The 26,777-nt window shown below is 42.7% G+C and carries 23 protein-coding genes; 11 read left to right on the top strand and 12 right to left on the bottom strand.

Annotation, left to right across the window (positions count from 1 at the left end; all coding sequences use genetic code 11):
- The first annotated feature begins 216 nt into the window (after positions 1-216).
- The 3 genes from HOP08_00805 to HOP08_00795 all read left to right on the top strand — a co-directional run bounded on the left by HOP08_00805 (position 217) and on the right by HOP08_00795 (position 2,648).
- Positions 217-783, top strand: a complete 567-nt coding sequence (locus tag HOP08_00805; GenBank protein ID NOT73435.1) for a sigma-70 family RNA polymerase sigma factor — start codon at positions 217-219, stop codon at positions 781-783.
- A gap of 80 nt (positions 784-863) precedes the next feature.
- Positions 864-1,436 carry a DUF4974 domain-containing protein gene (locus tag HOP08_00800; protein ID NOT73434.1) on the top strand — a complete coding sequence of 191 codons (573 nt, stop codon included), beginning with the start codon at positions 864-866 and terminating at the stop codon, positions 1,434-1,436.
- A gap of 48 nt (positions 1,437-1,484) precedes the next feature.
- Positions 1,485-2,648, top strand: coding sequence for a hypothetical protein (locus tag HOP08_00795; GenBank protein NOT73433.1), 1,164 nt, complete (start codon positions 1,485-1,487; stop codon positions 2,646-2,648).
- Here the strand turns inward: HOP08_00795 and HOP08_00790 are convergent.
- Entirely contained in the window at positions 2,645-2,902 is a 258-nt protein-coding gene (locus HOP08_00790) for a hypothetical protein (GenBank protein NOT73432.1), read from the bottom strand. The two genes, HOP08_00795 and HOP08_00790, sit on opposite strands and share 4 nt — an antisense overlap.
- Positions 2,903-3,259: 357 nt before the next feature.
- Complete coding sequence (locus HOP08_00785; protein ID NOT73431.1) at positions 3,260-3,658, bottom strand: helix-turn-helix transcriptional regulator; 399 nt, start codon at positions 3,656-3,658, stop codon at positions 3,260-3,262.
- Positions 3,659-3,838: 180 nt separating this feature from the next.
- Here HOP08_00785 and HOP08_00780 point away from each other — a divergent pair, with 180 nt between their 5' ends.
- From HOP08_00780 to HOP08_00760, 5 genes are all read left to right on the top strand, one after another.
- On the top strand, positions 3,839-4,405 hold the full coding sequence (locus tag HOP08_00780) for an RNA polymerase sigma-70 factor (protein NOT73430.1): 567 nt from the start codon (positions 3,839-3,841) through the stop codon (positions 4,403-4,405).
- A gap of 178 nt (positions 4,406-4,583) precedes the next feature.
- Positions 4,584-5,513 (top strand): FecR family protein, encoded by a 930-nt coding sequence (locus tag HOP08_00775; protein NOT73429.1) that lies wholly within the window; start codon positions 4,584-4,586, stop codon positions 5,511-5,513.
- A 153-nt stretch (positions 5,514-5,666) separates the two neighbouring features.
- On the top strand, positions 5,667-8,975 hold the full coding sequence (locus HOP08_00770) for a SusC/RagA family TonB-linked outer membrane protein (GenBank protein ID NOT73428.1): 3,309 nt from the start codon (positions 5,667-5,669) through the stop codon (positions 8,973-8,975).
- A gap of 10 nt (positions 8,976-8,985) precedes the next feature.
- Positions 8,986-10,371: a RagB/SusD family nutrient uptake outer membrane protein gene (locus tag HOP08_00765; protein ID NOT73427.1), complete on the top strand. Its 1,386-nt coding sequence runs from the start codon at positions 8,986-8,988 to the stop codon at positions 10,369-10,371.
- Positions 10,372-10,411: 40 nt separating this feature from the next.
- On the top strand, positions 10,412-11,674 hold the full coding sequence (locus HOP08_00760; GenBank protein NOT73426.1) for a TlpA family protein disulfide reductase: 1,263 nt from the start codon (positions 10,412-10,414) through the stop codon (positions 11,672-11,674).
- A gap of 32 nt (positions 11,675-11,706) precedes the next feature.
- Here HOP08_00760 and HOP08_00755 read toward each other — a convergent pair whose 3' ends face one another.
- The 3 genes from HOP08_00755 to HOP08_00745 form a co-directional block, all read right to left on the bottom strand.
- Positions 11,707-11,940 carry a hypothetical protein gene (locus HOP08_00755; GenBank protein ID NOT73425.1) on the bottom strand — a complete coding sequence of 78 codons (234 nt, stop codon included), beginning with the start codon at positions 11,938-11,940 and terminating at the stop codon, positions 11,707-11,709.
- Between the two features lie 96 nt (positions 11,941-12,036).
- Positions 12,037-13,527 (bottom strand): hypothetical protein, encoded by a 1,491-nt coding sequence (locus HOP08_00750; GenBank protein ID NOT73424.1) that lies wholly within the window; start codon positions 13,525-13,527, stop codon positions 12,037-12,039.
- Between the two features lie 106 nt (positions 13,528-13,633).
- A complete protein-coding gene (locus HOP08_00745) occupies positions 13,634-14,203 on the bottom strand; it encodes a Crp/Fnr family transcriptional regulator (GenBank protein NOT73423.1) in 570 nt (189 codons plus the stop codon).
- 156 nt (positions 14,204-14,359) lie between these two features.
- Between HOP08_00745 and HOP08_00740 the strand changes: the two genes are divergently transcribed.
- From HOP08_00740 to HOP08_00730, 3 genes are read left to right on the top strand one after another with little or no spacing between them, the layout of a single operon-like run.
- Positions 14,360-16,321, top strand: coding sequence for a type IV secretory system conjugative DNA transfer family protein (locus HOP08_00740; protein NOT73422.1), 1,962 nt, complete (start codon positions 14,360-14,362; stop codon positions 16,319-16,321).
- 5 nt (positions 16,322-16,326) lie between these two features.
- On the top strand, positions 16,327-17,142 hold the full coding sequence (locus HOP08_00735; GenBank protein ID NOT73421.1) for a hypothetical protein: 816 nt from the start codon (positions 16,327-16,329) through the stop codon (positions 17,140-17,142).
- A 53-nt stretch (positions 17,143-17,195) separates the two neighbouring features.
- Positions 17,196-18,332, top strand: coding sequence for a hypothetical protein (locus tag HOP08_00730; protein ID NOT73420.1), 1,137 nt, complete (start codon positions 17,196-17,198; stop codon positions 18,330-18,332).
- Positions 18,333-18,393: 61 nt separating this feature from the next.
- Here the strand turns inward: HOP08_00730 and HOP08_00725 are convergent, their stop codons facing one another.
- The 7 genes from HOP08_00725 to HOP08_00695 all read right to left on the bottom strand — a co-directional run bounded on the left by HOP08_00725 (position 18,394) and on the right by HOP08_00695 (position 26,774).
- Positions 18,394-18,858: a JAB domain-containing protein gene (locus HOP08_00725; protein NOT73419.1), complete on the bottom strand. Its 465-nt coding sequence runs from the start codon at positions 18,856-18,858 to the stop codon at positions 18,394-18,396.
- A 223-nt stretch (positions 18,859-19,081) separates the two neighbouring features.
- Positions 19,082-20,236: a relaxase/mobilization nuclease domain-containing protein gene (locus HOP08_00720; GenBank protein ID NOT73418.1), complete on the bottom strand. Its 1,155-nt coding sequence runs from the start codon at positions 20,234-20,236 to the stop codon at positions 19,082-19,084.
- Positions 20,211-20,567: a plasmid mobilization relaxosome protein MobC gene (mobC, locus tag HOP08_00715; protein ID NOT73417.1), complete on the bottom strand. Its 357-nt coding sequence runs from the start codon at positions 20,565-20,567 to the stop codon at positions 20,211-20,213. The genes HOP08_00720 and mobC overlap by 26 nt, the downstream gene beginning before the upstream one ends.
- Positions 20,554-20,694 (bottom strand): hypothetical protein, encoded by a 141-nt coding sequence (locus HOP08_00710; protein NOT73416.1) that lies wholly within the window; start codon positions 20,692-20,694, stop codon positions 20,554-20,556. The genes mobC and HOP08_00710 overlap by 14 nt, the downstream gene beginning before the upstream one ends.
- Positions 20,695-20,719: 25 nt before the next feature.
- Complete coding sequence (locus tag HOP08_00705) at positions 20,720-21,274, bottom strand: hypothetical protein (GenBank protein ID NOT73415.1); 555 nt, start codon at positions 21,272-21,274, stop codon at positions 20,720-20,722.
- Positions 21,275-21,402: 128 nt separating this feature from the next.
- A complete protein-coding gene (locus tag HOP08_00700; GenBank protein ID NOT73414.1) occupies positions 21,403-22,989 on the bottom strand; it encodes a ParB/RepB/Spo0J family partition protein in 1,587 nt (528 codons plus the stop codon).
- Positions 22,990-23,240: 251 nt separating this feature from the next.
- Entirely contained in the window at positions 23,241-26,774 is a 3,534-nt protein-coding gene (locus HOP08_00695; protein NOT73413.1) for a hypothetical protein, read from the bottom strand.
- Between the last annotated feature and the right edge of the window lie 3 nt (positions 26,775-26,777).

The raw sequence follows: 26,777 nt of genomic DNA, 5'->3' as shown, positions 1-26,777 counted from the left end.
CCTATTTTAAGAAAACGTTTCGCAACGACATCATTCTGAACGCCCTGCGCTGGCGAAAGGAATCAGACAGGATGTTTCCTGTTTTCTTATCCTATGATTCGTTAAAACTTATCTCAGGGTAAGTACAATCTGATTTGATGTTATCAGCGAATAGAAATAGTTGTAGTTTGAGTTTATCCCCTAAAAAATTTCTGCTCTCTAAATTTTGCGATCGTAATGTTCGGTGGTATAGACGATGATCACATACGTAAACTTCTATATGCTTATCCTTCGAGAGCAATTAATCTGCTGTACAACAAGTACTACCACAACCTGATCAAACTTTCATTCAGACTTACGGACGATGCTGCGGCGTCGGAGGACATCGTCCAGGAAGTATTTGCTATGGTTTCTGAAAAGCACCGGGAACTAAGTCATCCTCACTCCGTGCCGATCCGTGGGTTTTTGATCAAGGTCGTGAAATACAAGTCCATTGACTTTTTCAGACAAAGCGAGCGGATCAAACACAAACTCGCCGAGATCCAGCACCGGCTTAAAGACGATGTGGAGTTTCCTGTGGAATCACATATTATCAATCGTGAACAAACCGCCGCGCTCTGGGCACTTGTTATGTCGTTTCCCAAACGGGAGCGCGAGTGCCTTCGACTTCGTTACGAAGAAGATCTTTCCCTGGATGAGACGGCTGAAAGGCTTGGGATTTCGAGAAAATCCGTGGAACGAAGTCTGACAAGCGCCCGGAAAAGGCTACTTAGAATTGGAAAAGAAAATCTGGGATATTATTAAAATTTTATGAGCGAACCGAGGTATTACGGGCAGACTGTTCGAGTAGATAGTAGGAGGCAGCATATAAAAATTACCAAGGTATGAACACATACTGGCTGATCGACCGTGTATTATCGGGTAAGGCAACTCCTGATGAAAAAGAGGAGCTTGAAAAATGGATGGCAGCAGATCCCCGGAACAAAGAGGAGTATGAGGACATGAAGTTGCTTTGGGAATTTTCCAAGGATACTTCTGACAAGAGAAAAACCGACCCGCATTTTTATGAGGGGCTTTATAAGATTCGTGACATTATTGAACTGCGCAAGCGGTCGGGAAAGAATGACTGGAAAGTTTACCTCGCCATCCTGGCGTTGATATTCTCCCTGGTGGCGCTGGTGTATTGTTGTATTTCCTATCAGTCAAAGGAGTCAAGAGGTGGACAAGCAATTACGATTCAGCAGCGATGCCTCGATGAGGTTTTCGTGATCGTGCAGAAACGATATAACGTTAGTATTGCTGTAGATAATCCATCCGTTATGAAGTGCCGGTTTACGGGTACGTTTAATTCGCGGGCAAGGCTGGAAGAAGTAATGGACGTTATCAGGAAATCGACCGGCCTGGATTATCATATCACGGATCGCTCTCATATAACGATTAAGGGACAATGTAGATAGGCAGGATTCGATACAAGGTAATTTTTTCCCTCTTGAACACAGATGAAGATGGGACCTAATGTCAGATACGAATTACAGGAGATAGAACGTCTTATTGCCGTCGGGCTGGACGACCAGGCAGATGAGCGGATCGTCGCTGTGTCCAGAGATATGCTTAAGGCCGAATCCGAGCGCATACGAAATACCCTTATTAATGAGGTATTTTCTTTTGAAGATGAACGCCACCTCGAGCGTTACATCCAATACCATCAACAGGCGATTATACAGCTGATGGATGAAGTTGCGAGAAAGGAGTTGGATCATCACACTTCATCCATGCGCCTCAACGTCCATTTCTATAATGTGCTGGCGGGATTGCTTCAGTTCATCGAACGGTACTTTTCGAAATATTTTGATCAGAATGTAAAGGCGCCTCATAGTTACCTTGCGGTAACGGGTAAGGTAGCACAACGTAATATTGTCAGGTTGAAGAAACGGTTGTCAAAGGCAGGGGCCGATCCTGAAATTATTGCAGTTCTGATGAATCCTATCGGCCGGGCCATTCAAAAGGAAACAACGGATAACATTACTTACCGGAATGTGATGTATGGCAACCTGATGCAGACCGAGTTGTTCCGCCTTCTCGAGCAATACGCACCCGGATCAGACATCAATGAACCACTCCGTAACCTCATCCTGTATGTGAACTATAATAGCGACGAGGCACTACGGTATCTTTTCCATCATATTGATTCTCTGATGCGTTCAGAGGAGAGTTGTCTTCAAAAGATTGAGCGGCTTTCCTTTGCGCTAAAGACAGTCAATCAGGCATCGCAAAAGCCGGGAATCAGTTATTGTGACGAGATGCCGTCCGTGAAGCATATGATGAGTGACTACCTCAATGAAGAAATCATATTCCAATCACGGTTTCAGAATCAGGCAGCCCCTTCGGCAAGGGGAGATGTGAATTTTGAAGGCAGTTTCAAGATGAAGTTCGATGTTTCCGTCGCGCAGGTGTCCCTTCTGGTGAAGGCATTTGTTGAGACAAAGATTATCCAGAACGGAAACCTCGCTGAGTTGCTGAGGTTCATCGCGACCTTTATCATCACCAAGAAATCGGAGCAGATTTCTTACGACAGCCTCAGGGCCAAATATTATAATGTAGAGCAGGGCACCAAGTCATCTGTCAGAAATTTGCTCGTGACGATGGTGCAATACCTTGACCGCAGTTAATTCATCCCTGTGATCCATTCCTTGTCTTTATTGTATTGCTTGATGATGTCGTCGTACCGGGAAAGGATGAGTTGGGCGGTGGCATCGAGGCATGATTTCTCACGTTCGTACTGATCGAGTAGTATTTTGAGTTCCTCTGCTCGCGTCATATAATGGAACTGATCGATTCGGCTGTGAACCGCCAGGCGTTTATCCTGTTCGAGTTCATGAATCAGCAAGCGAAGTTCAGGAAGGAATTCCTTAACCTTTTGCATATCGTAGAGCATTGGACGTCCATGGACTTTATAAAAAGGGACCGGGTACTTTCTTAACCTAAACTAAAAACCTGAAGTACTTCCCGGTCCCATGATATAGTCACGACGGTCGTGAAAACTTAATGAGTGAAGGCAGATTTTTTTCTGTAGGAAGCTATCCTGATACTAAAAAAATGTCAGGTTTTCCGTCGGCGTTAACTGAAGGGCAAATACAGCGGCAGCACTATCTTTGTTACATGGAAAACAAATCAATAAAAGATCTGGCCAACGAGATATCAGCTACCCTTCAGCAGATTAATTTCCATTTAACAAAATACTTTCTGGTGTGTCAGTTCAGAGGAAGAAATCTCAACTGATTTAGTTTACCTTTTTTCCTTCAATTAATTTGGCCATTCTCTCATTGAGAGAGATTACAGACTCCATTAACTTGTTCAGCATTTTCAAATGCTCTTCACTTGTAGTTGAAAAGGTGTGAAAATTACTGTTATTTAAGATTGATGAATTGTGGACGTTTTCGAAGAAAGTTGACGGACTTGCAGAGATTATTTGCAATGGGTCCACTTCAAGAAACTCGGCAACCTTCTGGATGAAAGTAACAGTAATCTGACTTTCTCCTCTTTCATACTTGGTATAGGCCGCTTCGCTCAGACCTACGTGCCGCGCGACTTCACTCGCTTTTTTTTCCCGGATCCTCCTGAAGTTCAGGATATTCTTTCCGATCCGCGTATTCTCCAATACTGTGAATTCTGCTTCCATTCTTTGGTGTTTTTGGCACTACTTAATTGACTGTTAAATATACTTAAATGAGCCTAAATCTACTCAAAATGTGCGGTTTTTCAAGGCGGCGCCCATTACCTTGCTCATTAAGAATCTTTTTCGCGACAGTTTTTTAATGCTGTTTTTTTCAGTTTGTCAGTTGAAACGATAACCAGTGATTTGAACCTTGAAGAGCACCATACCGACGAGGAGCTTGTATCATTTCTTACCCAGGATAACGAGCAGGCTTTTGAAATCATCTATACGCGGTATGCGTCGGAGCTGTACCGGTATGTCCGGAAGAGTATTTCTATAAAGGAGGATTGTGAGGAAATTGTCCAGGATGTTTTCGAGTCGCTGTGGAATCGCCGTGGAAACGTTTCAATCACCAACCTTTCGTCCTATTTGTTCAGTGCCGTGCGATACAAAGCCATCAGTTATTTTCAGCGAAGCCTGGTGCGGAAGAAGTATGAAGAGCACTTTAAATTTTTTGAACTGCTATATGACAACAGCGAGGAACTGCAGATGAGCCCAACTGAAGCGAGCGCCATTATTCAGCGTTGTGTGCGTGAGCTTCCCCAACGGTATCAGGAGGTAGTTAACCTCCGGGTGTATGAGCAGTTGACGAACCAGGAGATTGCAAGAAAAATGAATGTCACCCCGCAGACCGTGGAAATCTATTTTTCAAACGCCCTAAAAGGCCTGAGGACTGCCTATCGGGCCGGTTTCCGCCCAATAAAATCCTGACCACTTATTTATTCAGTTGCCTATTTTTTTTAACTTGGAATGGAAGCTTCCTCTCAGAGCGTTCTTCCCGGTGACCTATTCGCGGTGTTACTTTTTCAGAAAATATTCTCTGAAAAGCGTTAAGGTTTTGAACTGTACATTACTTACCTATTAGCAGTGTGTTAAATTCTCCTCAGGAATGGAAAAATCAAATTTTGATAAACTCTTAGAGAAGTACGCAACAAACGAAACGACGCCGGAAGAGACTGCGAAGATTGAGGCGTGGCTGGATGTGGCGAAAACTGAAAATTTCTCTGAGGACGAGTTTACAAAGTCCCAAGAAGAACATCTGTTCAAAAAAATCACCGGTAATCTTGGTTTAAATGAGTTTAAACATTCGTTGCCTGTAAGACGTCGGCGACTTAGTTCCTGGACGATTGGTATAGCCGCCTCCTTTCTACTGATCCTTTCTATATCGGCTCTTGTCTGGATGATATCCAACAACTCTACTGTTGAGAAACTTATTCTCAATGATGGAACACTGGTATGGCTGAAGGGAGACAGTCGGCTCAACTACTACGAGAAGCCCAATGATCCGACGCGTTATGCCGAGTTGTCGGGAGAGGGTTTATTTGAAGTGGCGAAAGATCCGGCCAGACCGTTTGTTATTCAATGCGGGAGCATGACCGTCAGAGTTCTCGGAACAAGTTTTAATCTTAAAGTTGTCAACGACAGTCTTTACCTGGACGTGCTTACCGGAAAAGTGAAAGTAATTTCTGAAAAAGACAGTGCAGGCATTCAAGTTGTTCCCCGTGAACGTGTCGTGTTCAGTGCATTTCGTAAAGTGGAAGATGAAAAGTTAAGCACCACCCAGATATCGAAGATTACCCGACAGACGGAATACAATATGCAGTTCAGTAATGTGCGGGTGACGGACGTATTGGACAGGATGGAGGAAAAATTTGAAGTTCAGGTAAAGCGTGGTAAAGAGTTTAAAGATTGTCCGATCACGGCCGACTTTACTGATCATTCACTTGAAAGCACTTTAAAAATGCTTTCAGACATTATTGATTTCACCTATGTAGTTGAAGGTAAAACGGTCACCATTTCCGGAAATGGGTGTAATTGATATGATCGTTCTACGCCTACACAACTCACACAATACGACCTGATAGGTGAGGTCTTAAGTATCAATTGTTCATTGAATTCTACGGTTCGCATTCCATTCGTTGGGATGTCTGCCACTGCTTTGTCTCATTTTGAACCTTCTAACCGATTATTTATGAGAGATTTTTTTACCAGACAATGGTTTGTTTTCAACACGGGAATCAGGATTCGCTATTTATCAGTGATTATTTTTTTAGCGATTTCATGCTTATTCAATTCTAATGTCCAGGCCCAAGCCCAGGCAAGAATTTCGCTGCACATGAATGAAGTGGAGATAGGGAATGTACTGACAGAGTTGGAAAAGCAAACCGGTAAGAAATTCATTTATCGGGATGACCAGTTGGATGCGTCGGAAAAGGTTTCGATTAATGTGGATAGTGTGTCGCTTGTTGAAGCACTAATACAGCTGCTTCATCCTAAAAACATCTCCTTTAAAATCCATGAATCGGAATCAAGGGTTACTCTCAGAAAGAACCCCAACAGATCTCAAAATTCTGAAGTGGGTGACCGACCCTTATTCACCGTTTCTGGAACCGTCATTGATGAGAAATCAAAGGCTGGTATTGCCGGTGTAAATATTATCATCAAAGGAACTGCGTCTGGAACGACTACCGATGCGGAAGGAAAATTTGCTCTGGAAGCAGGGGAGAAAGACGTTCTGGTATTTTCCTTTATTGGCTTCGTCTCTTTTGAAACGGTGGTTGGTGACAAGACAATTATTGATGTAACGATGAGTGAGGACGCGAGGAATCTAGAGGAAGTAACGGTGCACGCAGGTTATTACGACGTGGATTCCAAGGAGCTTACCGGAAATATAGGACGCATGAGTTCGAAACAAATCGCGTCGCAACCTGTGCTGAATCCCTTGCAGGCAATGCAGGGCAGGATAGCGGGTGTTCAGGTTCAGCAGTACTCCGGGATTCCTGGTGATGCATTTATAATACAAGTAAGGGGTATGAATAGTATAAGAGGGCAAACAGCCAACGAGCCCCTATATCTCATTGACGGCGTTCCCTTTTCATCGGCCACGATGTTCAGTGCGGGAGGTGGTGTGATTCGTGGCGGTACTAATCCGCTCAACTCAATCAATCCTTCAGATATTGAAAGTATCGAAGTATTAAAGGATGCTGATGCCACGGCGATCTATGGTTCACGCGGATCGAATGGTGTTGTGTTGATTACAACCAAGAAAGGTAAAAGCGGAAAGACGAAAGTTGATCTCAATATTTACACGGGAATAGGTTCAATGGGCCGGCAAATGGATATGCTTAATACTTCCCAGTATGTCAGGATGCGTAAGGAGGCTTTTAAGAACGATGGAGTTACGCCAACAATCTCCAATGCGCCTGATCTTCTGGTCTGGGATACAACAAGGCAAACTGATTGGAGGAAGGAGTTGCTGGGAGGGACGGCAAAGATTACCAATGCACAGGCAAGTATTTCGGGTGGGAATGCCAGTACGCAATTTCTATTCGGCGGCGGATACCTGAAGCAAACGACCGTCTTTCCCGGAGATTACAATTATCAAAAGGGTTCTATGCATTTCAATATTTCTCATAGTTCCCTTGATTCAAAATTCCTGATGAATTTCTCCACCAGTTTTGTGATTGATCAGAATGTCCTGCCCACAACGGACTTCACAGGCCTGGTATATTCGTTAACGCCCAATTCGCCCCAAATTTATAATCCTGACGGATCGCTTAATTGGTCAAATGGAACATGGAACAATCCTTACGGTGATATGAGGCGCAGTTACACTGCCAAGACCAGGAATTTGATCAGCAATCTTACCTTATCATATGAAGTAGCAAAGGGTTTGAAATTGAAACTCAATACAGGATTGAATTACCTCAATACGAATGAGCGAAGCATCACTCCAATCGCCGCACAAAATCCGGCCTTCAATCCAACGGGTTCCTCGAACACCACCACCGGATCTATAACATCCTGGATCGCTGAACCACAGATCGAATATCAAAAGGCGGTTGGAGGGGGCAGACTGTCCGCGTTACTTGGTACAACGTTTCAACAATCGATTCGTGATAAGACAGGATATTTCGCTTCCGGATTTATTAACGACACACAGCTTGAGAATCCAGTAGCGGCTGCGACAGTTACTCCCTCAGGCGTTGAGTATTCAGAGTATAAGTATCACGCAGTGTTCGGACGAATCAATTACGCGTGGAAGGAAAAGTATATTCTTAATCTGACAGGCAGGAGAGACGGTTCCAGTCGATTTGGACCTAACCGGCAGTTCGCAAATTTCGGGGCTGTGGGTGCAGCCTGGATTTTTTCAAGTGAAGATTTTATCAAGAATTTCATTCCCGGACTTTCCTTTGGAAAGTTAAGAGGAAGCTTTGGTGTAACCGGTAGTGATCAGATCGGGGACTATCAATACCTCGATACGCATACATCCACTCAGTACACCTACCAGGGAGGTAAAGGGCTATATCCAACGCGATTATACAATCCGGACTACAGCTGGGAAGAGAACAAGAAGATTGAAGGAGGGATCGAACTCGGCTTTTTCAATGATCGTTTAGCATTTTCGGCGAGCTACTATCATAACCGATCTTCCAACCAGCTGGTGGGCTATACCTTACCTGCGGTTGCGGGATTCACTTCCATCCAAAGCAACCTTCCGGCGGTCATTCAAAATACCGGTTTAGAGATTGTAGTCTCTAATCTGAATATCCGCCGAGGAAGTTTTTCGTGGAGTTCCAGCCTGAACGTCACACTGCCAACCAATAGACTGGTAAGTTATCCGAACATTGAAGGGTCCAGCTATGCCAACACCTATGCGGTCGACAAATCGTTGTTCGTTGTAAAGAAGTATAAGAGCCTTGGTGTCGATCCTCAAACCGGCTTGTATTCCTTTGAAGATGTTGATAATAATGGCGTATTAAGTACAGCAGTCGACGCGCAATTCCTTAAGCAACGGACTTTCGATTATTATGGTGGACTTCAGAATACGATAACCGTTGGAAATTTTGAATTGCAATTCTTCTTTCAATTCGTAAAACAGGTTGGATTTAATTATTTGTATAGTATCGGACTTCCACCTGGTTATCGTGGTAACCAACCGACGTTGGTACTGGAGCGGTGGCAACGACCTGGTGATATCACGGATGTTCAACGATATACTCAGGGCGGCGTAGCAGCCACCGCATTCGGAAATGCCATTTCCAATGGCGATGGAATTCTTTCCGATGCTTCTTTCATTCGGTTACAAAATGCTTCATTGTCGTGGACGATGCCTGCGGCAGTATCCGGAAAGATCAGGGCTGAAAAGGTGAGGCTTTACGTTCAGGGCCAAAACCTGTTTGTCATCACAGACTATAATGGCTCTGATCCTGAACCTCAAAATGTCAAATCTCTATCACCCCTGCGGATGATGACCATTGGCGCTCAATTGACCTTTTAAAATGAACAACATGAAACGATATATTATTTTATTCCTGGTGACGATTGCACTCGATGCCTGTGAAAGCTTTGTAGAGATCGCCCCTCCAAAGACAGAATCTGTAAGCTCTATCGTGTATGCCGATGATGTTAGTGCGACCGCTGCTATCAGAGGAATCTATCATGAGATGGTGCGTTCCGGTTTTGCGAGTGGTCTTAGCTCAAGCGTGACATTCGTTGGCGGAGCCTCGGCCGATGAGTTGATCAGTTATGGTTCTGCGCTCGATGAGTTCTACAATAATAATGTCCTTCCGACCTCCAACAGTAATTCAGCTATTTGGGCCGGGGCTTACAAATCTATTTACTATTGCAACTCTGCCATTGAGGGTCTTCAGCAGAGTACCTCCATTACCGCGGCCGTTAGAAATCAGCTCTTGGGAGAAGCCAAGTTTATCAGGTCGTTCTGTCACTTCTACCTTACGAATCTATATGGTGAAATTCCAATTTCTACATCCACAGACTATGTTGTCAATTCAAGTTCCAAACGGGCAACGAAAGATCAGGTGATCGCTCTGATCAAACAGGATCTTACGGAAGCACAAGGCTTACTTGCAAATGATTTTCAATTCACCAGTAGTGAACGTGTTCGGGTCACGTCATGGGCGGCTTCGGCAATGCTTGCAAGGGTTCATTTATATAGCGGTGATTGGGTCAATGCAGAAAGCGTTTCAACCACGGTAATTAACCAGGCAACTCTTTTCAAGCTGGTAACAGATCTCAATGTTGCTTTTTTAAAGAACAGCACGGAAGCGATCTGGCAACTTATGCCAGTGGTAACGGGTCAAAATACGAACGAAGGTTCACTGTTCATCCCTTTCTCCTCTACGTCATTACCGTCAACGGCATCTTTGACCACTTCGCTTATCAATTCGTTTGAAGTGGGAGATAAGCGGAAGACAAACTGGACCGGAAATCAAACGGTTGCCGCTACGGTCATTTATTTTCCATTAAAGTATAAAGTCAGACTTTTAAACCAACCCGTTACTGAATATTCAATGGTCCTGCGTTTGGCAGAACAATACCTGATTCGTTCCGAGGCGCGTGCCCGGCAAGGAAAATTACCTGAGTCCATGAGCGACCTGGACGTGATCCGTTCTCGTGCGGGCCTGCCCTCCATTCAAACGAAGATCCCCGTTCCAACGATGGATAATTTGCTGTTGGCTATCGAACAAGAGAGAAGGGTTGAATTCTTTTCAGAGTGGGGGCATCGCTGGCTTGATTTGAAACGCTGGGATCGCGCCAATGCCGTGCTGCAGCCAGTAAAACCGGGGTGGGCATTAACTGACTTGCTCTATCCAATTCCTCAAACAGAACTTGCTGCTAATCCGAACTTGAACCCACAAAATTCAGGATACTAATATGAGATATCAATTTATCAAGGTCTTAGTCCTGACGAGCATGTCGCTAATCGCATCAGTAGCGATAGCAATCGCTCAGAAAAAATATACGCCAATAAAAGAGGGTGACGAGATGCCTTCAATTTCTTTTACATTCCTGGAGTCATCACAAATATCAAAAAGACCAATTGACTTTAAAGGCCGGGTGACGGTCCTTGATGTCTGGACAACGAGTTGTGGCTGGTGCATTTTAACCATGCCCAAGATGCATGACATCCAGCGGAAATATGGAAAGGAAGTTCAGGTAATCCTTGTTAACGATGCAGAGGATCAAGCTAAAGTTGAAAGGCTCATTGCAAAACGATCAAATATTCCGCGCCTAAAAATTTCCTTGCCGGTTGTTTTAGGGGATTCACTTTTAACAAAGGTCATTCTTAAGCATGTTGAAATGCCAACGTATATGGTGTTTGGGAAGGACGGTCGTTTCGTTAAAAAGGTGTTCGGGGCCGAGAATGTAGATAGAATTGTTGATGCCCTGCTCCACGGAAAACCCATAGAAGATTCTATTTCCGTTAAAGTTCAGACCGCTCAGAAAGCGATTTGGCAATCCGAGCTCGCAAGTGGTGACGTTAATGGCCCTACGAATATTATGTTCACTCCCGAAGGCGGCTCAGCGATATCGTGTCATAGGAGCAGTATCATTGATCTTTACAGGTTTGCTTACGGTGAATTTTTTACAAGACCAAGACGAGAACTTTCATTCGTCGAGCCTATGCCTTTCAATCGTGTTATTTTTGAATCCGAACGGCATGGGAATCCGGGAAAGCACTATTATAATAAGGTACAGTCCGACAGCCTTTATTCTTATAAAATGACAGCCCCGCCAAATTCTTCATGGCTCAAAATGTCAGGCGCTATGGCCAATGATCTTGATAACTGGTTCGGTTTTGAATCAAGAATAGAAAAAAGAATTGTCAAATACGTGTCATTAACCATTCCTGACACAACGATTTTTAAAACCGTTGATGGTGAGTTTTCGGGGTCATTAGACGAGGCTGAGATCTGCTTTAAAAATTTTACGATCCAGCAATTCCTCAGAAACTGGAATGCCAGTCTTGCAGGTGAAAAGTATTACATGGGGAGATATCCGATTGTTTATGAGTCGGAATACAAAGGAAGAATTAAGAGCATGTGCGCAGAAGGAGTTGATACCATTGATCCAACCGCAGTCGATAAAGCGATTTCAAAATTCGGGATACGATTTCAACTCGTTGAGCGTCCGGTTGACATGCTCGTGATTCGAGATAAAAAGATGCTTGAATAAAAGGGAGGATATTTCATCCTCCCTTTATCAACCTAATTTGTTCTTCTTAACGGATCGTTGCAAGACATGTCAAGAACGTTGGTGAAGTCAACCTGGCAGATTGCACCGCCATGACTGGACAAACAATCATCGTTAACATCGACAACAGGACATACCCCAGGGATGTCTTTTTTGCCCTGGACAGTGAATAGTGCTGGCTTGGCGAAAACGCCCGCAACACTTAACATCAGTCCGAGAACGACTGCGAATAATTTTAACTTTTTCATTTTGTTATGGATTAAATTTTGATCTACTCTTTTAAGGGTTTTCGATCGTGTCCCTTTTGCCGTCCCCTGGTACGGCAGACTTCCTTGGAAGTCATTTTACTGGCCAGTAAAATTTCTTTGTGATGACAGAGTCTTGCATTCCAGCAGAATGTCTGCCATGTCATAACGTATCAATGAATTTCCGATCAGCAGATATAGATCTGTTTCAAAAACGATCAGATCCCTGAACGTGGATTTGTCTTCCATAGGTATGTTAATGCTGGCGAGGTAAACACCTTTTAAAAAATGGTAGACATCCAGCCTGATCGAATTTTCAAATTCTTCCTTCGTTTGATTCTTGGCCCGTATGTTTGATTGAATCAACAGCAGGTCAGAACCAGTGGATGCGTGAAGATTAACCGTCAGGGTTGGGATTACGACCGAAGAGATCTTATTACCTTGCTCAACGGTACTGACTTTTATCTTGGCGGTCCGTACCGTGTCAATCGTATTTCGAATGGCAAGCAGATGTAACGCACTATCCAGTTCCAGGAATTGATTGCGATACAGGTAGACATATCCAATCTTTTTATTTTTTTCATCGAAAAATAACTTACCATCAACATCAAATCTTCCGTCAACCTGTTCACGAAGTATATTGGGTTTTATCGAAAGCCCGGAATCAAGTCTGGTAATGGCAAGCTGCTGTTTACCACTCTTATCGGAGATCCGGAAGGCGTATGTAGTTGGACTTAACGGAACCATGTCAGTGAAATGACGGTAGGTGAGTTTAGAGGGTTCGGCGATCAAGTCGTCCATCCGCCCGAAAAGGATGACCGGTATGGTCCCATCGTGTAAGTAGAAATGATCCGTGTTAACTGATAGTCGCGAATTTGAACTTAGAGCTCCATCATAAGTAATGGCTCTCGCATCGAGTGCGCGTGTTGCCGGATTGAAGGTGGTGACTATCTGGGGCGCTGTTTCATTTCCCAGGAAGAGAAGGTGATTTCCTTTGCCGGCAAAGTAGTAGGAGTTAAATCCAAGGTTGACTGAATCTCTTTGTCCAATTGATGCGCTAAATGATCGTATGTTGAAGGAACTGTATTTTTCATTGTCCTGGTAGGTCAAACGAAATAGGACAAAGACAATGATCAGCGTTGATAATGTGATTGACGCTATGAATACGATTGATGTTCTTTTTCTCTTTGACTGCAAAACGATTGCTGCCACACCTAAAAGGCAAAATGCAATATTGAAAAATAAATGTTCAGTCCATCCCAGGGATTGAAGAATCCCACCACAGGAGCAGGGAACATATTCACTGTATCCCAAAATTGAAATGATGTAGAACGTAAAAAGCATCATGAGTCCAAAAGAGGCGTATAGCCCGATTTGCCTGGTTGTCTGAAAGACCAGGAGTAAAGCAATCAGAATCTCAACGGCAGGAATGGACCAGCTCACAAAGCCACTGATGTCTACCAGGATTGGTGACTTTTGCAGTTGAATAATGAAATCAGAGTACTGAAGGATTTTGCTGATGCTCGCATACATAAACAGGATGATGTATAGTATGCAGATGATGTCAACGATGTTTTCCCGGCTTTTCATGATCCTCTCATTTGACATAATAAAGTTATTGCTCTGTATAAGATTAGTGGTATTTTGATGTTCAGACTTTCAGTTGCCATAGGTTCAGACTTTGGCTTATCCCTTGTTAAGATTTTCTCTTGATGCGACTTAACGACTGAGGAGTTATCCCGAGGTAAGAAGCGACATCTTCCTGATTCAGGATCTGCTCAATCTCCGGGAGACGATCAAGAAGTTTTTGCAAACGTTCCGGTGCACTTAGCAGGAGAATGTCAATAAGGCGTTCTTTCACCGAGTCATAGTACTGGTTCATGACCTTTCGGTAAATGATGTTTGTTTCGGGAAAATCCCTGAACAATCGAATCACGGATGTATGATTAATGCAGATCAATTCGCAGCTGGCAACGAGCTCAATGTGTTCATTTGACTGTGCCTTTTCAATGAAGCTTGTGGGGAGAAACATGATCTGTCCGGATGTCCAGATGCACTGAACGCGCTTTTTTCCCTTCAGGTAATAATAGGACATTGCATATCCCGAATGCAGGAAGTATGCATAGTCCGCCACCCAGGGGGCTTCATGAAGAAGATAATCCTTCGGATATGACAGTTGCGTCATTTCTTTCATCAGCGCCCGCTGAAGCTCATCTGAAATCGGATGCATTGTCTCCAGCACTTTAAAAAGATTTTTAAAGGACATGCAGAAAAGGTTAGGTATTCATCCTATTTCTCGAATGGGAACGGCGGTTTCCCTCGGTTCACCAGAAATATTTTTCGTGCCAGCGTTAAAAATGAAGGGGTTCCAGAACCCCTGTAACTGTTTTGAATGCCGGGGGATGGTTTGGTTTGCATCACGATGGCACATACCGGGGAAAACGAACAGGCATTACGGAAGATTATTGATTTTACACGCTATGTAAGTCTGTTTATACTCGCTACGCATATCTATGTATTCTGCCACGGCAGTTTCAGGGAATGGGGTTTAACACATCACTTCGTTGACCAGATCATACTAACCCTTCATCAGCTCGAATTTTTTCAGCACCCATTATTTTCTAAGCTATTCTGCTTATTGCTTTTGCTGATTTCACTGCTGGGAGTCCAGGGAAAGAAAGAACCGCAAGTTCATTTCGGTGTTGCACTGACTTTTGCCTTAACCGGCACGATCGTTTTCATTGAAAGTCATTTGATTTTTCAATGGCATGAGTTTCTTGGCCTGTCGCCGGCCCAACTCTCATTTACTTATTTATCGCTTTCGGTCTTCGGATACCTTATGATTCTCGCCGGTGGGACGTGGATATCCCGCGTAATATCAGAAGATCTCAAAAAAGATATTTTCAATATTCAGAATGAATCCTTCCCACAGGAGGAGCGGTTCCTGGAAAACGAATTCTCCATTAACCTGCCTGCGCGGTATACACATCAGGGCAAAGTCAAGCAAAGCTGGATCAACATCATCAATCCGTTTCGCTCGTCGCTCGTAATAGGGACGCCGGGCGCAGGTAAATCGTATTTTGTCATACGGCACATCATCAGCCAGCATATTGCGAAGGGCTTCTCGATGTTCATTTACGATTTCAAGTATGACGATCTGTCGAGAATAACCTATAATGCACTTCTGCGGAACGCCCATCATTACAAAGTGACGCCGGAATTTTACGTGATCAATTTTGATGACCTATCCCGGACACATCGCTGTAATCCTCTCGATCCTACTACAATGGAGGATATCACAGACGCGACTGAATCATCCCGTACCATTATGCTCGGGTTAAACCGCGATTGGATAAAAAAGCAGGGAGACTTTTTTGTTGAATCACCTATCAACTTTGTCACGGCTATTATCTGGTTTTTAAGGCAGTATGAAGGCGGACGATTCTGTACGCTGCCGCATGTGATCGAGCTGATGCAGCTGGATTATAAAACACTATTTACACTTCTCCGGACAGAGCCGGAGATCGAAGTGCTGATCAATCCATTTGAATCAGCCTTCAAGCATAACGCTATGGAACAGCTCGAAGGTCAGATTGCGAGCGCAAAAATCGGTATGGCAAGACTTGCTTCCCCTCAACTTTATTATGTTTTGTCGGGGAGGGACTTTACACTGGACATTAATAATCCAAAAGAACCAAAGGTAGTCTGTATGGGAAATAATCCTCAGAAGCAACAGATCTATGGTGCAGTATTGTCATTGTACATATCAAGGGTCATCAAGCTTGTTAATAAGAAGAACCAGCTAAAAAGCAGCCTGGTCTTTGATGAGTTTCCAACGATCTACTTTAACGGCATTGACGGATTGATAGCAACGGCTCGAGCTAACAAGGTTGCTACAACACTTGCCGTCCAGGATTATAGCCAGCTGAAAAAAGACTATGGACGTGAGCAGGCCGAAGTCATCATGAATATCGTCGGCAACGTCATCAGTGGTCAGGTGGTGGGGGACACCGCGCGATTGTTGTCCGAGCGATTTGGAAAAATCGTCCAGGAGCGTCAAAGTCTTTCGATTAATGCTTCTGATACATCTCTTAGCCGATCAACGCAGCTCGACTCAGCGATACCCGCGTCAAAAATTGCTGCTCTTTCTTCCGGGGAGTTTGTGGGAATGGTTTCCGATGATCCGGTACAAAAAATTAAGCTGAAGGTTTTTCATGCGGAAATCGTGAACGATCACGACGCGATCAGGAAAGAAGAGGAGAGGTACGAACCAATTCCCGCCATTCGGCGGATCACTCAGTACGAGATCCAGGAAATCTATTATGCTATCAAGGAGGATATTAAAACTATTATAAAGGAACGATTGGGAGAATCTCAACATTGACAATTATGAAAACAACTGATGTAGTAACCGCTGCTGCTTCGCTAGAGCAATCAATGAAAGAACAACTGGAAATCCTTCGGCAGGATGAGCAAGATGTCATTGTCCGGCTATCTAAAATTATTCTAATGGTGGGAAAAATTATTTATGAACTGAGAAGGGCGGTGGTAGCTCATGGATTTGAAAACGTGACAGACGAAATTTACTTTTTCAAAGAGATTAAACCATTATTTCTGGCGCAGTTTCATTTTCATAAACGACTGCTGGTACTGCACAGCAATGAGCCGACAATTACGAAGGATAGATTGTCGTTTTACCTCGAAGAGCTCGAACGAATGAAGGAGCAAGTAAACGCTCATGACCATTTCAGTCAGTATTGCATGACGGGATCGACCGGCTACGATGAGAAATACTTTGTAAGGGGTAATCTTGAATTCTCTGATATTATTTCCGACCGTGAATTCTCTACCGGATATGATGAAGTGCTGAGCCAGCTGCTAACAATCCGCCTTTTAAGAGATCACATTATGGGGCTAATCGCTAAATTGTCACCCGACGAACGGTCGATAACCTCATCGTTAACATGGACAGCAAGTAAAGCCGATCTTATTGAGCTAATTTACGGACTGGAAACGATAGGTGTTCTCAACAAGGGAAAGGCTGATATCAAAGAGATTGCCGTTCTGTTTGAAAATGTTTTTAACATTTCGCTTGGAAACTATTACCGTCAGTTCCTGGATATTCGTCTCAGGAAGAAGGGAAAGACAACGTTTCTTGATGAAATGAAAGAAAAGCTTGAGATCAGAATCAATGATTTTAATTGAAATTTATATTTTACGATCAGGAAACTTAACTATATTCTCTGCAGAATCATAGGATGGAACTTTTTGATAATAAACGAGATCGTCAGGAACTGTATTCAAAGCACCTTGAGAATCCCTATGATTTTTTTGATTCTGCAATTGGGATATTTCAGGACGTACGGGAATTATTAAACTCCTGGTTCATCAACTATCCTTTGGATGAACAGGCAGAGTTGAAAAGCAGATTCCAATCAGATTTCTACCCGGCATTTTTTGAACTTACCCTGCATGAGATTTTCCGGCGACAAGGTTACACATTGCTCGTCCATCCGGCTGTAAGTGGAACAGGAAAACGTCCTGATTTTCTCATCTCGAAGGATGACATAAAGTTTTACCTGGAGGCTCGGGTTGTAACTGACGTTACTGCTGCTGAGCAAGCACGAATGAATAAAAGGGATTTGTTTTATGATCAGATGGCAAGGATAAAAAACAAAAAATTCGGAATCAGTCTTCATTCTGTAGAATTCATTTCTGGACATCAACCGAATGGAAAGAAGGCTGTAAAATTCTTTGACGATTATTTGTCAAAGCTTGATCATGCGTCCCTTATTGAACAAGTTCGTATTGAACACAATTATCACATTCCCGAGCAGTTTTACGAAGATAAGGATGTTAGGATCGTATTCGTTCCATGGCCCCTGGATGTGATTGATGAATCCATACATCAGCCTATTCTTTCATATCCTCACGAAGGTTGGATGGGAGGCTGTGAAGAAAGTATAAAAAAGGCGATCAAGGTAAAGTCAACCGGATACGGCAATATGGAATACCCTTATCTCATTTGCCTTAACTGTATAAGCAAAAAAAGAGTTGATAATACTGATATTGTAAAATCCCTTTACCATTATTATGATATCGATCAAGCGCTTGGTGAATTGGAAAGAGAAAGGCGACTAAAAGAACAAGGGATATTTTCAAAAGCCTTTGCTGGCTCATTTGAAAAGGTGAGTGGTGTTTTTATAACGAATGTAGCACCAACTACTTTGCATGTCGCTCCACATTGGCTATGTAATAACCCGAATGCAAGACATTCACTTTGTCTGAGTGACTGGCGTCTTGACAAAAACTGGTGGGAGGGTAATGAATTTAGAACTCGGAAAGGAATAACGTTAGGGCAAGTTGTCGATCTCCCTGTTGACTGGTTGCAATAGAAATATCAAACCATTGATTCGGGCAAATATATAAGTCCCACAAGGGTTTGTCATTTTTGTTTTAAATAAGTCCCTCATCTGCAAATGAGAAGTATTTTTCTGTTGTTAGAATGATATGATCAAGCAGTTGAATCTCGAGTAATTTTCCTCCTTCCTTTAGCTTTCTTGTCAAATCAATGTCTGCCTGACTCGCTGTAAGATTGCCGGAAGGGTGATTGTGGCAGACGATCATGGCGCTCGCACACGCTTTCAAGGCTCCAGCAAAAATGATCTTAGGATCAGCCACTGTTCCAGACACTCCACCTGTGAATGGCTCAAGAATTCCAAGCACTTTATTGGCACGGTTCAAGTACATTACCTTAAACTGTTCCTGGAATTCAAGTTTCGATTTGTCCCAGTTGGCCATCAGCAATTCATAGGAATCTCGCGAGCAGTTGACCTTCGGTCGCAAAGATGGTTTAACGTTGGTGCTGTACGAGAGCTTGATTTCTGCAACCTGAAAATCAATTGAAAGTGAATTTTCCATAATCATTGGTTTTAATTATGGTGTTTCTGGTGGTTCGTGCGGTGAATCATGCAAAAGGAAACGGAATAATTGGGGGTGCCTGCAAGGAATGAAAATGACGGCAGGAGGCACCGTTTATGCCGAACGCTTTTGCATGATTTTAAGCATGAACCAACCTTTCGCCATAATTAAAATCCCATGGTTGGAAAAGGAATTAAGGGATGCAAGGCCAAGCTTGACGAGCTCATCGACCTGATCGCCGTTTTCGTCGTTTCTTTTTGTACGGATTCATCGAAGGAGGATCAGCGTAAGGTTGGTCAGAAGGGTTGACAAAATCCCGGAAAGAATAGCTATCCAGTAACGCTGCCAGATCGAGACCTTGTGGGTTTTCGTTTTTTCCTGAATCAGCTTTATCATCTGGTCGGTAATCTGAAGGGTGAGAAGATTTATCTGATGAATGTTTCCCTGCAGCTCCTTTATATAAAGGGAGGTGATCTTTTCCACCGTTTTGGTCTTGTGGATATTTTCGGTTGTCAGCCGATGAATTTCCCCCAGCCCGTCGATAGTCTTTTGGATTAACTCCGGCAGCGGCTCCTGTGGCACGGGCTCGGATGTTTGCTTCGTGAATTCTTTGGCGATCTCGTTCTTGTTCATAGTTGATTTTGTTTTGAATGGATGTCCACTTAAAGTCACTACCCAGTTTTCCTCCTGTTATGATCAAACTGTTTAGTTGATAGGAGATTCCGCTGACATAGCCGGTGGAGGCCTGGTTAAACAGAACCGCTATTCCCTGGCTTTCCAGCCTCAGGATGAACTGCTGAAGGGTAGGTTTGGATTGCAGCGCTCTTTTTATCGCCACCTGTAATTTCATTTTGGAGCTCGGCGCGTTGGTGCGTTTCATCATTTCCAGTTCATCTTTCGTGACCGGGCGTTCGGTCGTTTGCCGGCTGGAATGCACCTGGCGGAGGTGGTATTTTATTTCCAGGCTTCGAAGGATTTTTTCGGTCTGTTGATAATCATTGCTGTCTGACCTTACGGAGCCATTATGATCGATGCGATTCACGAGAATGTGAATGTGCGGATGATCGGCGTCGAAGTGACGGAACATGATGAACTGATTATTGACGAGTCCCATGGCGTCAAGGTAATCCAGCCCGATTCTCTTCATGATATCGCTGGAGAGGGTTTCCTCAGGTGGAAAATTGATGGAGGTGTGATAAAAGTATTTTTCCAGTCTGGGTCGCAGTGACCTTACCATCTGAACTTCTTTCAGAATAGCATGTTCACCGGACCTTGCAAAGGTGCTTTCCAGCACCTCAGCAACTTTTCGCTCGACCTTGTCGAGGTTGTACCGCAGTGCGCCGCGGAAGCCTTTACCTTTCACCAGCTTTCCGGTCATCGATCAGCACCTTATAAATGTTGTTGAGTAGTTTAAGAAGCGACAACTGGAGCTCGTTATAGTGGGCCGGAAATTCCCCCTGATTCAGCTTGTGAGTGCCCTGATTGAGATTGACACCGATTCGCTTTAATTCCTGATAAAGCTTGATCTCAATGGGGGACACCTTCAATGAAGGGAACTTTCCTGTGAATATTTTTCTGCGAATCCAGGCAGAGGGATGCAGTCCACTGGCAACTGCCTGATTGAGGATCTTATTCTTCTCCTCCATCGTCAGGTGAAGCTTTAATTGCTTCACGCGAAGTTCGCTGTCAATTTTTCTAGGCCTTGCCATAGAGATAAACCGTTATTACAGGAACGAAGTGATGAAGAGGAGCAAGCAGTTTTCCGGGACGGAAAACATTGCTTGCTCCTCCAAACATCGCAGGTCGGTTATCATGATTTTGTAGCATCTTATTCATATCGCAGTTGCCTCCTTAACACCCATCATGCCTGTTCATTTAGTCCTGAGATAGCGGCTTTATTCTTTCCTTTATGGGCTCTTGATTTATGCCCTTCAAGACCCCGCTTATTCGTGAAGGGTCCGGCTTCGCACTCAGGGCACCAGTATTCGACGATATTTTCCTTATCCTCCTGAAGTCGTTTGTAAAACAGTTCGCTTAGCTGCCAGACGGCCAGAGAATGGGTGAGGCAGATAAAAAGACTGATAATCGTCGTGCGGATGTTTTCATCTGAAGGATCACGCATTGCAGTAAACCAATAATTGTAATAGAACACGTTCAGGAAGAAGCTGACCACCGCGTAAAACTTTCCGGTAGACTTGTAGCCGTTGATGATAAACACCAGGATCAGGAACTCAATAGCACCTGCTAAGGAAACACCGTAAATCCAGTTGAGGAATGTAAAACCGGAGAAGGTCATGTCGAGGTGCTCGAGTTGCATGAAAAGGTTGCCCGCATGGGGAACGTAGAGCATGATGAGGACAAGCGCACCATGAAAGATGGCGTCTTTGCTTTCAAGGTAGGTGATGAGGTTATTCATACGAGGTACGTTGATTGATAAATGATCTCACAAAGCTCAAACCTTGCATCGTATGAAATTCACAACATGTTACAACGTTTGGATTTGTAAGGGATCGAATAAAAAAGGGGCATGATGCCCCTTGATTTCTAATTGTTTTCAGATTTAAGCTCTTTTATCCGGTGGTTTGCACGCTCTTCTCGTTTAGAGCATATTTCATTCTGCTCATTTTGAAATCCGGGAATGTCAATGTCGCGGTAGGCAGCCGCTATCTTGGTGATGATAAAACCATAATCAGAATCCGGATGATTTCCCCCATATTGATCCAGCATAACTTTTCGAAGGAGATATGCCTTTTGCATGGGGGTTAACTCGGTCAATATCTGAAAAACCTTTTCAGACTTGTGATTGGACAGTCCTAAAAATTTATCAAGGTCGTGTCTTATATGATATCCTGCTTTATCATAAACGATATACCAGAGCATGGCTTCCTCTGATGGCATCATTTTCTTTTCAAAGGTTTTCTTTTGTGACGGATGCTTCTGCAGGGCGTCCAAAATTTTGGCGTAAACCTTTTCACGGTCCAGTTCCTTACCACGGGTCATTCGTAACTTGATCTTTTCAATTTGTTCCTTGCGCGATTCAGCCGGCGGTAACTCTGCTTTCTCTTCCCCTTTAACATACACTGTCGCTATTTTGCCTGCGTGATCCCCGGAGATCCAAAATCCTTTTGCCTTCGTGGTCCCCGGACATTTTCCGTCAAAGAAATCCTTATACTCCCGTAATGGCGAAATCTGCTGTTCCGTTAGCAAGGTCAATGCATCTTCATTCGTTTCATGATGGGCTGTTAGGAAGACCACCTCCGGCTCTGTCTCAATCAAGAGCTTGGTTTTATTAAGTATATGTTTCTGACACTTTAAGAAGAAGCAGCTACTATCAAAGCACCGGTCTTTTTCCTTGATCTCTGCAAAAAGGAGTGGAGAGACACCGGAGCGCTTTGGACAAGTAAGGCATGCACCGGCTTTTGGAAGAAGTGCTACATCTTTTTTATCAAAGGCTGCGGTGGTCAAACTGTTCATGATATTTCGATCGATGTATTGATGCAGCTCATTCACCGTTCCTAAGCCATTATAGCGCTTCGTCATTTGCTCGCGTACCTCGCGCTGATCGGTGTGAGTCAATCGGGCCAGTAGCAGTGCGTGACCAATTAGAATCGTGTTGAGATAAAAATCTTTTTTAAACTCTTTGATCAGCTCGTTGAGCTTTAAGCGCTGAAGGATGTAGGTTTCGGATTTTGCAAATCGTGTTGCCAGGTCAGCCGTCGTTAATGATGGATTGTTCTCCAGCATGACTGCATATCCTTTGGCTTCGTTGAGCGGATGGATATTTTCCCGTTCAATGTTTTCGATGGCTTGAAGCTCCAAGGCCGTTTCGTCGTTTACGTCCTTCACATAGGCCGGTATCTGATTCATTCCGGCAAGCACACTCGCGCGGTAGCGTCGTTCGCCACAAATCAATAAAAACATTCCCGGCTTTTGACGATGGGGCCGAATGGCGACGGGTTGTATTACACCGTATTGTTTAATCGAGGATGCCAGCTCTGTTAAAGCATCTTTGGTGATCTCAGCAGGTCGCCGGAATATCCGGTTTGTTTCGCTGATTTTAATTTGGGCGAGGTTGACCAGGAGGGACGTTGACACTGGATTTTCCGTGTCAGTTTTTGAAATTGTTTCCATAAAGTTTGATTGAGTTGAACATTATTTTTAATGCCAACCCAACCCGGTCTTTTCATTGACAGCGACAATGATTAATCAATCAACAGTCGCGTTAGACCAAGAGGAAACGGAATAAATTTGAGACCATGACAAAGCCGAAGGCACCGATAGGTTTATGCCGTAGTCTCTTGGTCGCAGTCAATGAAGAAGGCCGAACTTTGCAGAAAAAATGATGAGAGTTAATTCTAAATTATTCTCGGAAGGGGAAGAGATTACGAAGAATAATATAACTCAGCAACTTTAGGGTTATAATTTTTCTTTAGACCACTTTCAATCGCGCGTGAGAGTGACTGATTTTTTTTAAGTTCTCTAAGTATTTCGGGTCTCGAGAAGGTTAATAGCCACTTGATCTCAAAATAGTCATAGTTAAATTCCCCCGGATTGAGTATCCATTGGTACATATTTAATTTCAAATTCGAGTATAATTTTTTTGTAAATTCTGCTTCAAATAAGTTATAGGAGTATATCATTTGAATTACCAGGTATAGGTGATTCCATGGTCGAAAATCGTTTCCTTCAGGCATTCCGCTTTCTAAGATTGTATATTCAGGAAACGAGACCGACTCTTGTGCAACACTATTAAAGAATGGTTCAAAGATAGTTGGCTGATCTTTTGGATTCCACATTTTCCAACTGTAAGCTTTAATGATGACTTCCCACCTGGAATTGTTTAAATTATTAAAAGTTGTGTCAATGAGCATTGAGAACTTTTTCTGTTGTTCAGGCTGAAGTAGTACATAAAACGGAATAGTTTGAGTTAACGAAAGTGGCCATTCCCTTTTTTCATCTGTTCTTCTAATTAGTTTCTGAAAAAAATCTTCACCAAACAAACGGTGCTTATTGGTCTTCACAATTAGAGAATTGCAAAAAGAGGGAATTAGGCTACTTGTCCAGATATCAGGGGATAAAACATAGAATGCAAGTTTTTGTAGGTTGACTTCGCTAATGGTATTGATGTACTGGTTAATGAATTTTGAAAAGTAGGTATGGGAATTACTAGCGTTAAAAGCTGGATTGACTGACAGGAAATTAATAGTTTTTTCGATCACCAAATTCACGTCGTCGGGCTCCAGCTCGCAATGGAGCAGTAGAATTGAGAAATTATTAAAAGTTCTAGTAATTCTGTTTCGGAAGTAGTGTGAATTTTGGATTAAAGAATAATAGGATGGATCGCTATTGATTTTTTCTCCAAACAGATTGGTTTGCTCGTAGCCTGAATCAAGAAAGTTTTTAAACTCATTAACCAATGACTTAACACCTCCGTCAAAAGAGAGGCTTGTAACGCGATACTGTTTAAAGAGATCTGTGATGTCCGAAGCGTATCCGAAATTGATTAACGTTTCACCAAAAAATAGGGGTAGTTTCTCTATTTTATGAGTGTATTTTTTTGATATAGTATAATTGGCAATCATCGTTTCAAAGTAGATAGAAGCCATTTTTGAAAATGAGTAATTCTCATCATTGAAAAGAAGGTTTTGATGATAAAAACTACTGGTTAAGAAAAAGTATGATTGAATCATGTACCAATGATTGGGTCCTGAGCTCCAATATGATTCTTTTTGATAGTTATGGTAGTTTTCTTTTACGGTTTCAAACTCATTCTCCATGTTTGATAGCATAGAGGAATGAATTTTATTTTCCATGATCAGTTTAAGGCATTCTTTAACATCACGCTCAGCTGGGAGATCATTCAGAATTTGATAAAGATCGGTTGAATCAATTTTCTGGATAATCACATCTTTTGCTTCGTCACTAAAATTGGATTCGTAAAATGTAGCTAATAATGGTTTCAGAAGTTTCTGATTGTAGCAAGCAATAAAATAATCAATATGCTTAGCGGTTTTTATCGATTCTCTTTTAACCTCTTCGAGCGCATAAAATGCCTTGATTAGCTGACCCGTTTTCAAAAAACCGTAGGAGGTTAATAGTCCTTCGTTGTAAAAATCTCTTTTGCACAATGCCTTTGCGTTAATAGAATTAAGAGCGTATATAAGACTCTTCCATTCAAAACGATCAAACAAACAGCGTGTACAATAACATTCGTCAGCAGCATTAACTGGGTTTAGGCGAAGGTGATATGACTGTGTGTCACTTTTTCTTTTTATACAATGTATTCCGCTGGAGTAGAGAAGCTTCAGATATCGGCTTATTTTTATTTCCTGTTCGGAAGTCGAATTATTTTTATAGGTATAAAAGTCTATTTTTCCTTCTTTATTCTTTCGGCTATTTAAGTAAGTTAGAAGTTCCTCGTTTAGGGTTTCCAGATGAAATGGTTCATAATGGCTGTAGGTCGCATTTACCGAATGTTGGCTCTTAGGGTGATGCTTTAGTTTGAAAGGAGTAATCTTCTCTAGAATTTCAATGGGGATTGCTCCAAAGGACTCAAATCGTTCCAATGATTTTATAAACTGGTTTTGTATGTCGAGATTTTCCAAAGAGTCAGAAATGGGATCAAATTCTTCCAATACTTTTAAGAACTTGTATGTATTCTGCCCCTTGGCACTAAGTTCCTTAATTGCTTCCTGGTCTTCGCTGGTTTTGATTTGATTAAAATAATCATCGATAGCGGATTCGTGAGTTAACAAGCGGATGCCTTGTTGATCTAAGCTTTCCTTCATTTGAGTGCTATCCTTTTCGCTGCTTGCGTTATATAAATAGGGTCGTTGGATATCCTTTTCCAAAATTACTTTAACCGAATTCAGAATGCGCTTTAGATTTTCGTCAGTGAATGAAAATCCGATAAATAGAATCAGCTTCGAAGCGAAACATTCTCGAATAAAACTCAAAATCAATGAGAAATCTTTTTCATAATTATCATATTCGGTTTTTCTTAAAACAATATTTCTTAAGTCAAAGTCTCCATGCATTTTTACAATTAGGGAATTCCCTCGGGAATAAGGTAAATCTAAATCAGCGCGAATTATTGAAAAGGGTAGTCCTAAATTTTCAACGACTTGTTCGAAATGGGTGTCATAGTTTGTCGTTATGACGTGGACGGGATTTAAGGTGATAATTTTCTTGTGGACTCCATTAAATTTCGTTTTTCCATAGTTGGAGATTTCCCGGACTTTCTCGTGAAACTCTTTTTCTCCTCGCGAATGATAGTATAAATCGGGTACGTCGTAAATGTCCGTTACGTGTGTGGACAGATCATTTTTCATTTCATCCACAAGTGCTCTCCAAAGTGGGACATTTGAATCAATTGAAACACCCGCTCCGGCGAAAATCACCAGTTTTCCCGTTTGCTTGGCACTCACGATTTTTTTTATACTTGCCCGGTACTCATTTGAGAATTTTGGAGGGTTAAATGGAGATTCGCGCTCGAAGAGATAGCTTTGATGGGCTATCCATTGATTTGAATTTAAATCAGCTTCGGGTATCCATTTTATATTTTTCCAATAGTCAGAATTAGATTGCTGACCTAAAATAATAGCATCACGCTGTGGGGCGGAAAATTCGTAGAGATAGGCGGTGGCTTCAGGATCTCTTGGGCTGGACTTGAATAAGGTAGGTGGGTTTTCGAAGTCAACAGGTGAAAGAGTTCCATCAATTTCTATTGTTTGAGGTAGATTAAAGTATTGAATGATTTGTTTTTTGAAGGAACTAAAATCAAATGATCCTCCGATGGCGATATTAACGGTTTCAAAAAACTTTATTTTATTTCCCTCTTCTATTATTAGATAATCGAAATGGGCTTTGATTGTTAAAGATTTGGTCCGGATAATGGCGATACTAAGATGATTCATATG

It is taken from the genome of Cyclobacteriaceae bacterium (assembly GCA_013141055.1).
GTDB lineage: Bacteria > Bacteroidota > Bacteroidia > Cytophagales > Cyclobacteriaceae > ELB16-189.
Note: the sequence above shows the minus strand (reverse complement) of the source record. Positions and strands in the feature narration are given on the sequence as shown.

Coding starts and splice junctions, on each gene's coding strand:
- HOP08_00805 (NOT73435.1), top strand. CDS start 217: ATGTTCGGTGGTATAGACGATGATCACATACGTAAACTTCTATATGCT.
- HOP08_00800 (NOT73434.1), top strand. CDS start 864: ATGAACACATACTGGCTGATCGACCGTGTATTATCGGGTAAGGCAACT.
- HOP08_00795 (NOT73433.1), top strand. CDS start 1,485: ATGGGACCTAATGTCAGATACGAATTACAGGAGATAGAACGTCTTATT.
- HOP08_00790 (NOT73432.1), bottom strand. CDS start 2,902: ATGCAAAAGGTTAAGGAATTCCTTCCTGAACTTCGCTTGCTGATTCAT.
- HOP08_00785 (NOT73431.1), bottom strand. CDS start 3,658: ATGGAAGCAGAATTCACAGTATTGGAGAATACGCGGATCGGAAAGAAT.
- HOP08_00775 (NOT73429.1), top strand. CDS start 4,584: ATGGAAAAATCAAATTTTGATAAACTCTTAGAGAAGTACGCAACAAAC.
- HOP08_00770 (NOT73428.1), top strand. CDS start 5,667: ATGAGAGATTTTTTTACCAGACAATGGTTTGTTTTCAACACGGGAATC.
- HOP08_00765 (NOT73427.1), top strand. CDS start 8,986: ATGAAACGATATATTATTTTATTCCTGGTGACGATTGCACTCGATGCC.
- HOP08_00760 (NOT73426.1), top strand. CDS start 10,412: ATGTCGCTAATCGCATCAGTAGCGATAGCAATCGCTCAGAAAAAATAT.
- HOP08_00755 (NOT73425.1), bottom strand. CDS start 11,940: ATGAAAAAGTTAAAATTATTCGCAGTCGTTCTCGGACTGATGTTAAGT.
- HOP08_00750 (NOT73424.1), bottom strand. CDS start 13,527: ATGAAAAGCCGGGAAAACATCGTTGACATCATCTGCATACTATACATC.
- HOP08_00745 (NOT73423.1), bottom strand. CDS start 14,203: ATGTCCTTTAAAAATCTTTTTAAAGTGCTGGAGACAATGCATCCGATT.
- HOP08_00740 (NOT73422.1), top strand. CDS start 14,360: ATGGCACATACCGGGGAAAACGAACAGGCATTACGGAAGATTATTGAT.
- HOP08_00735 (NOT73421.1), top strand. CDS start 16,327: ATGAAAACAACTGATGTAGTAACCGCTGCTGCTTCGCTAGAGCAATCA.
- HOP08_00730 (NOT73420.1), top strand. CDS start 17,196: ATGGAACTTTTTGATAATAAACGAGATCGTCAGGAACTGTATTCAAAG.
- HOP08_00725 (NOT73419.1), bottom strand. CDS start 18,858: ATGGAAAATTCACTTTCAATTGATTTTCAGGTTGCAGAAATCAAGCTC.
- HOP08_00720 (NOT73418.1), bottom strand. CDS start 20,236: ATGACCGGAAAGCTGGTGAAAGGTAAAGGCTTCCGCGGCGCACTGCGG.
- mobC (NOT73417.1), bottom strand. CDS start 20,567: ATGGCAAGGCCTAGAAAAATTGACAGCGAACTTCGCGTGAAGCAATTA.
- HOP08_00710 (NOT73416.1), bottom strand. CDS start 20,694: ATGAATAAGATGCTACAAAATCATGATAACCGACCTGCGATGTTTGGA.
- HOP08_00705 (NOT73415.1), bottom strand. CDS start 21,274: ATGAATAACCTCATCACCTACCTTGAAAGCAAAGACGCCATCTTTCAT.
- HOP08_00700 (NOT73414.1), bottom strand. CDS start 22,989: ATGGAAACAATTTCAAAAACTGACACGGAAAATCCAGTGTCAACGTCC.
- HOP08_00695 (NOT73413.1), bottom strand. CDS start 26,774: ATGAATCATCTTAGTATCGCCATTATCCGGACCAAATCTTTAACAATC.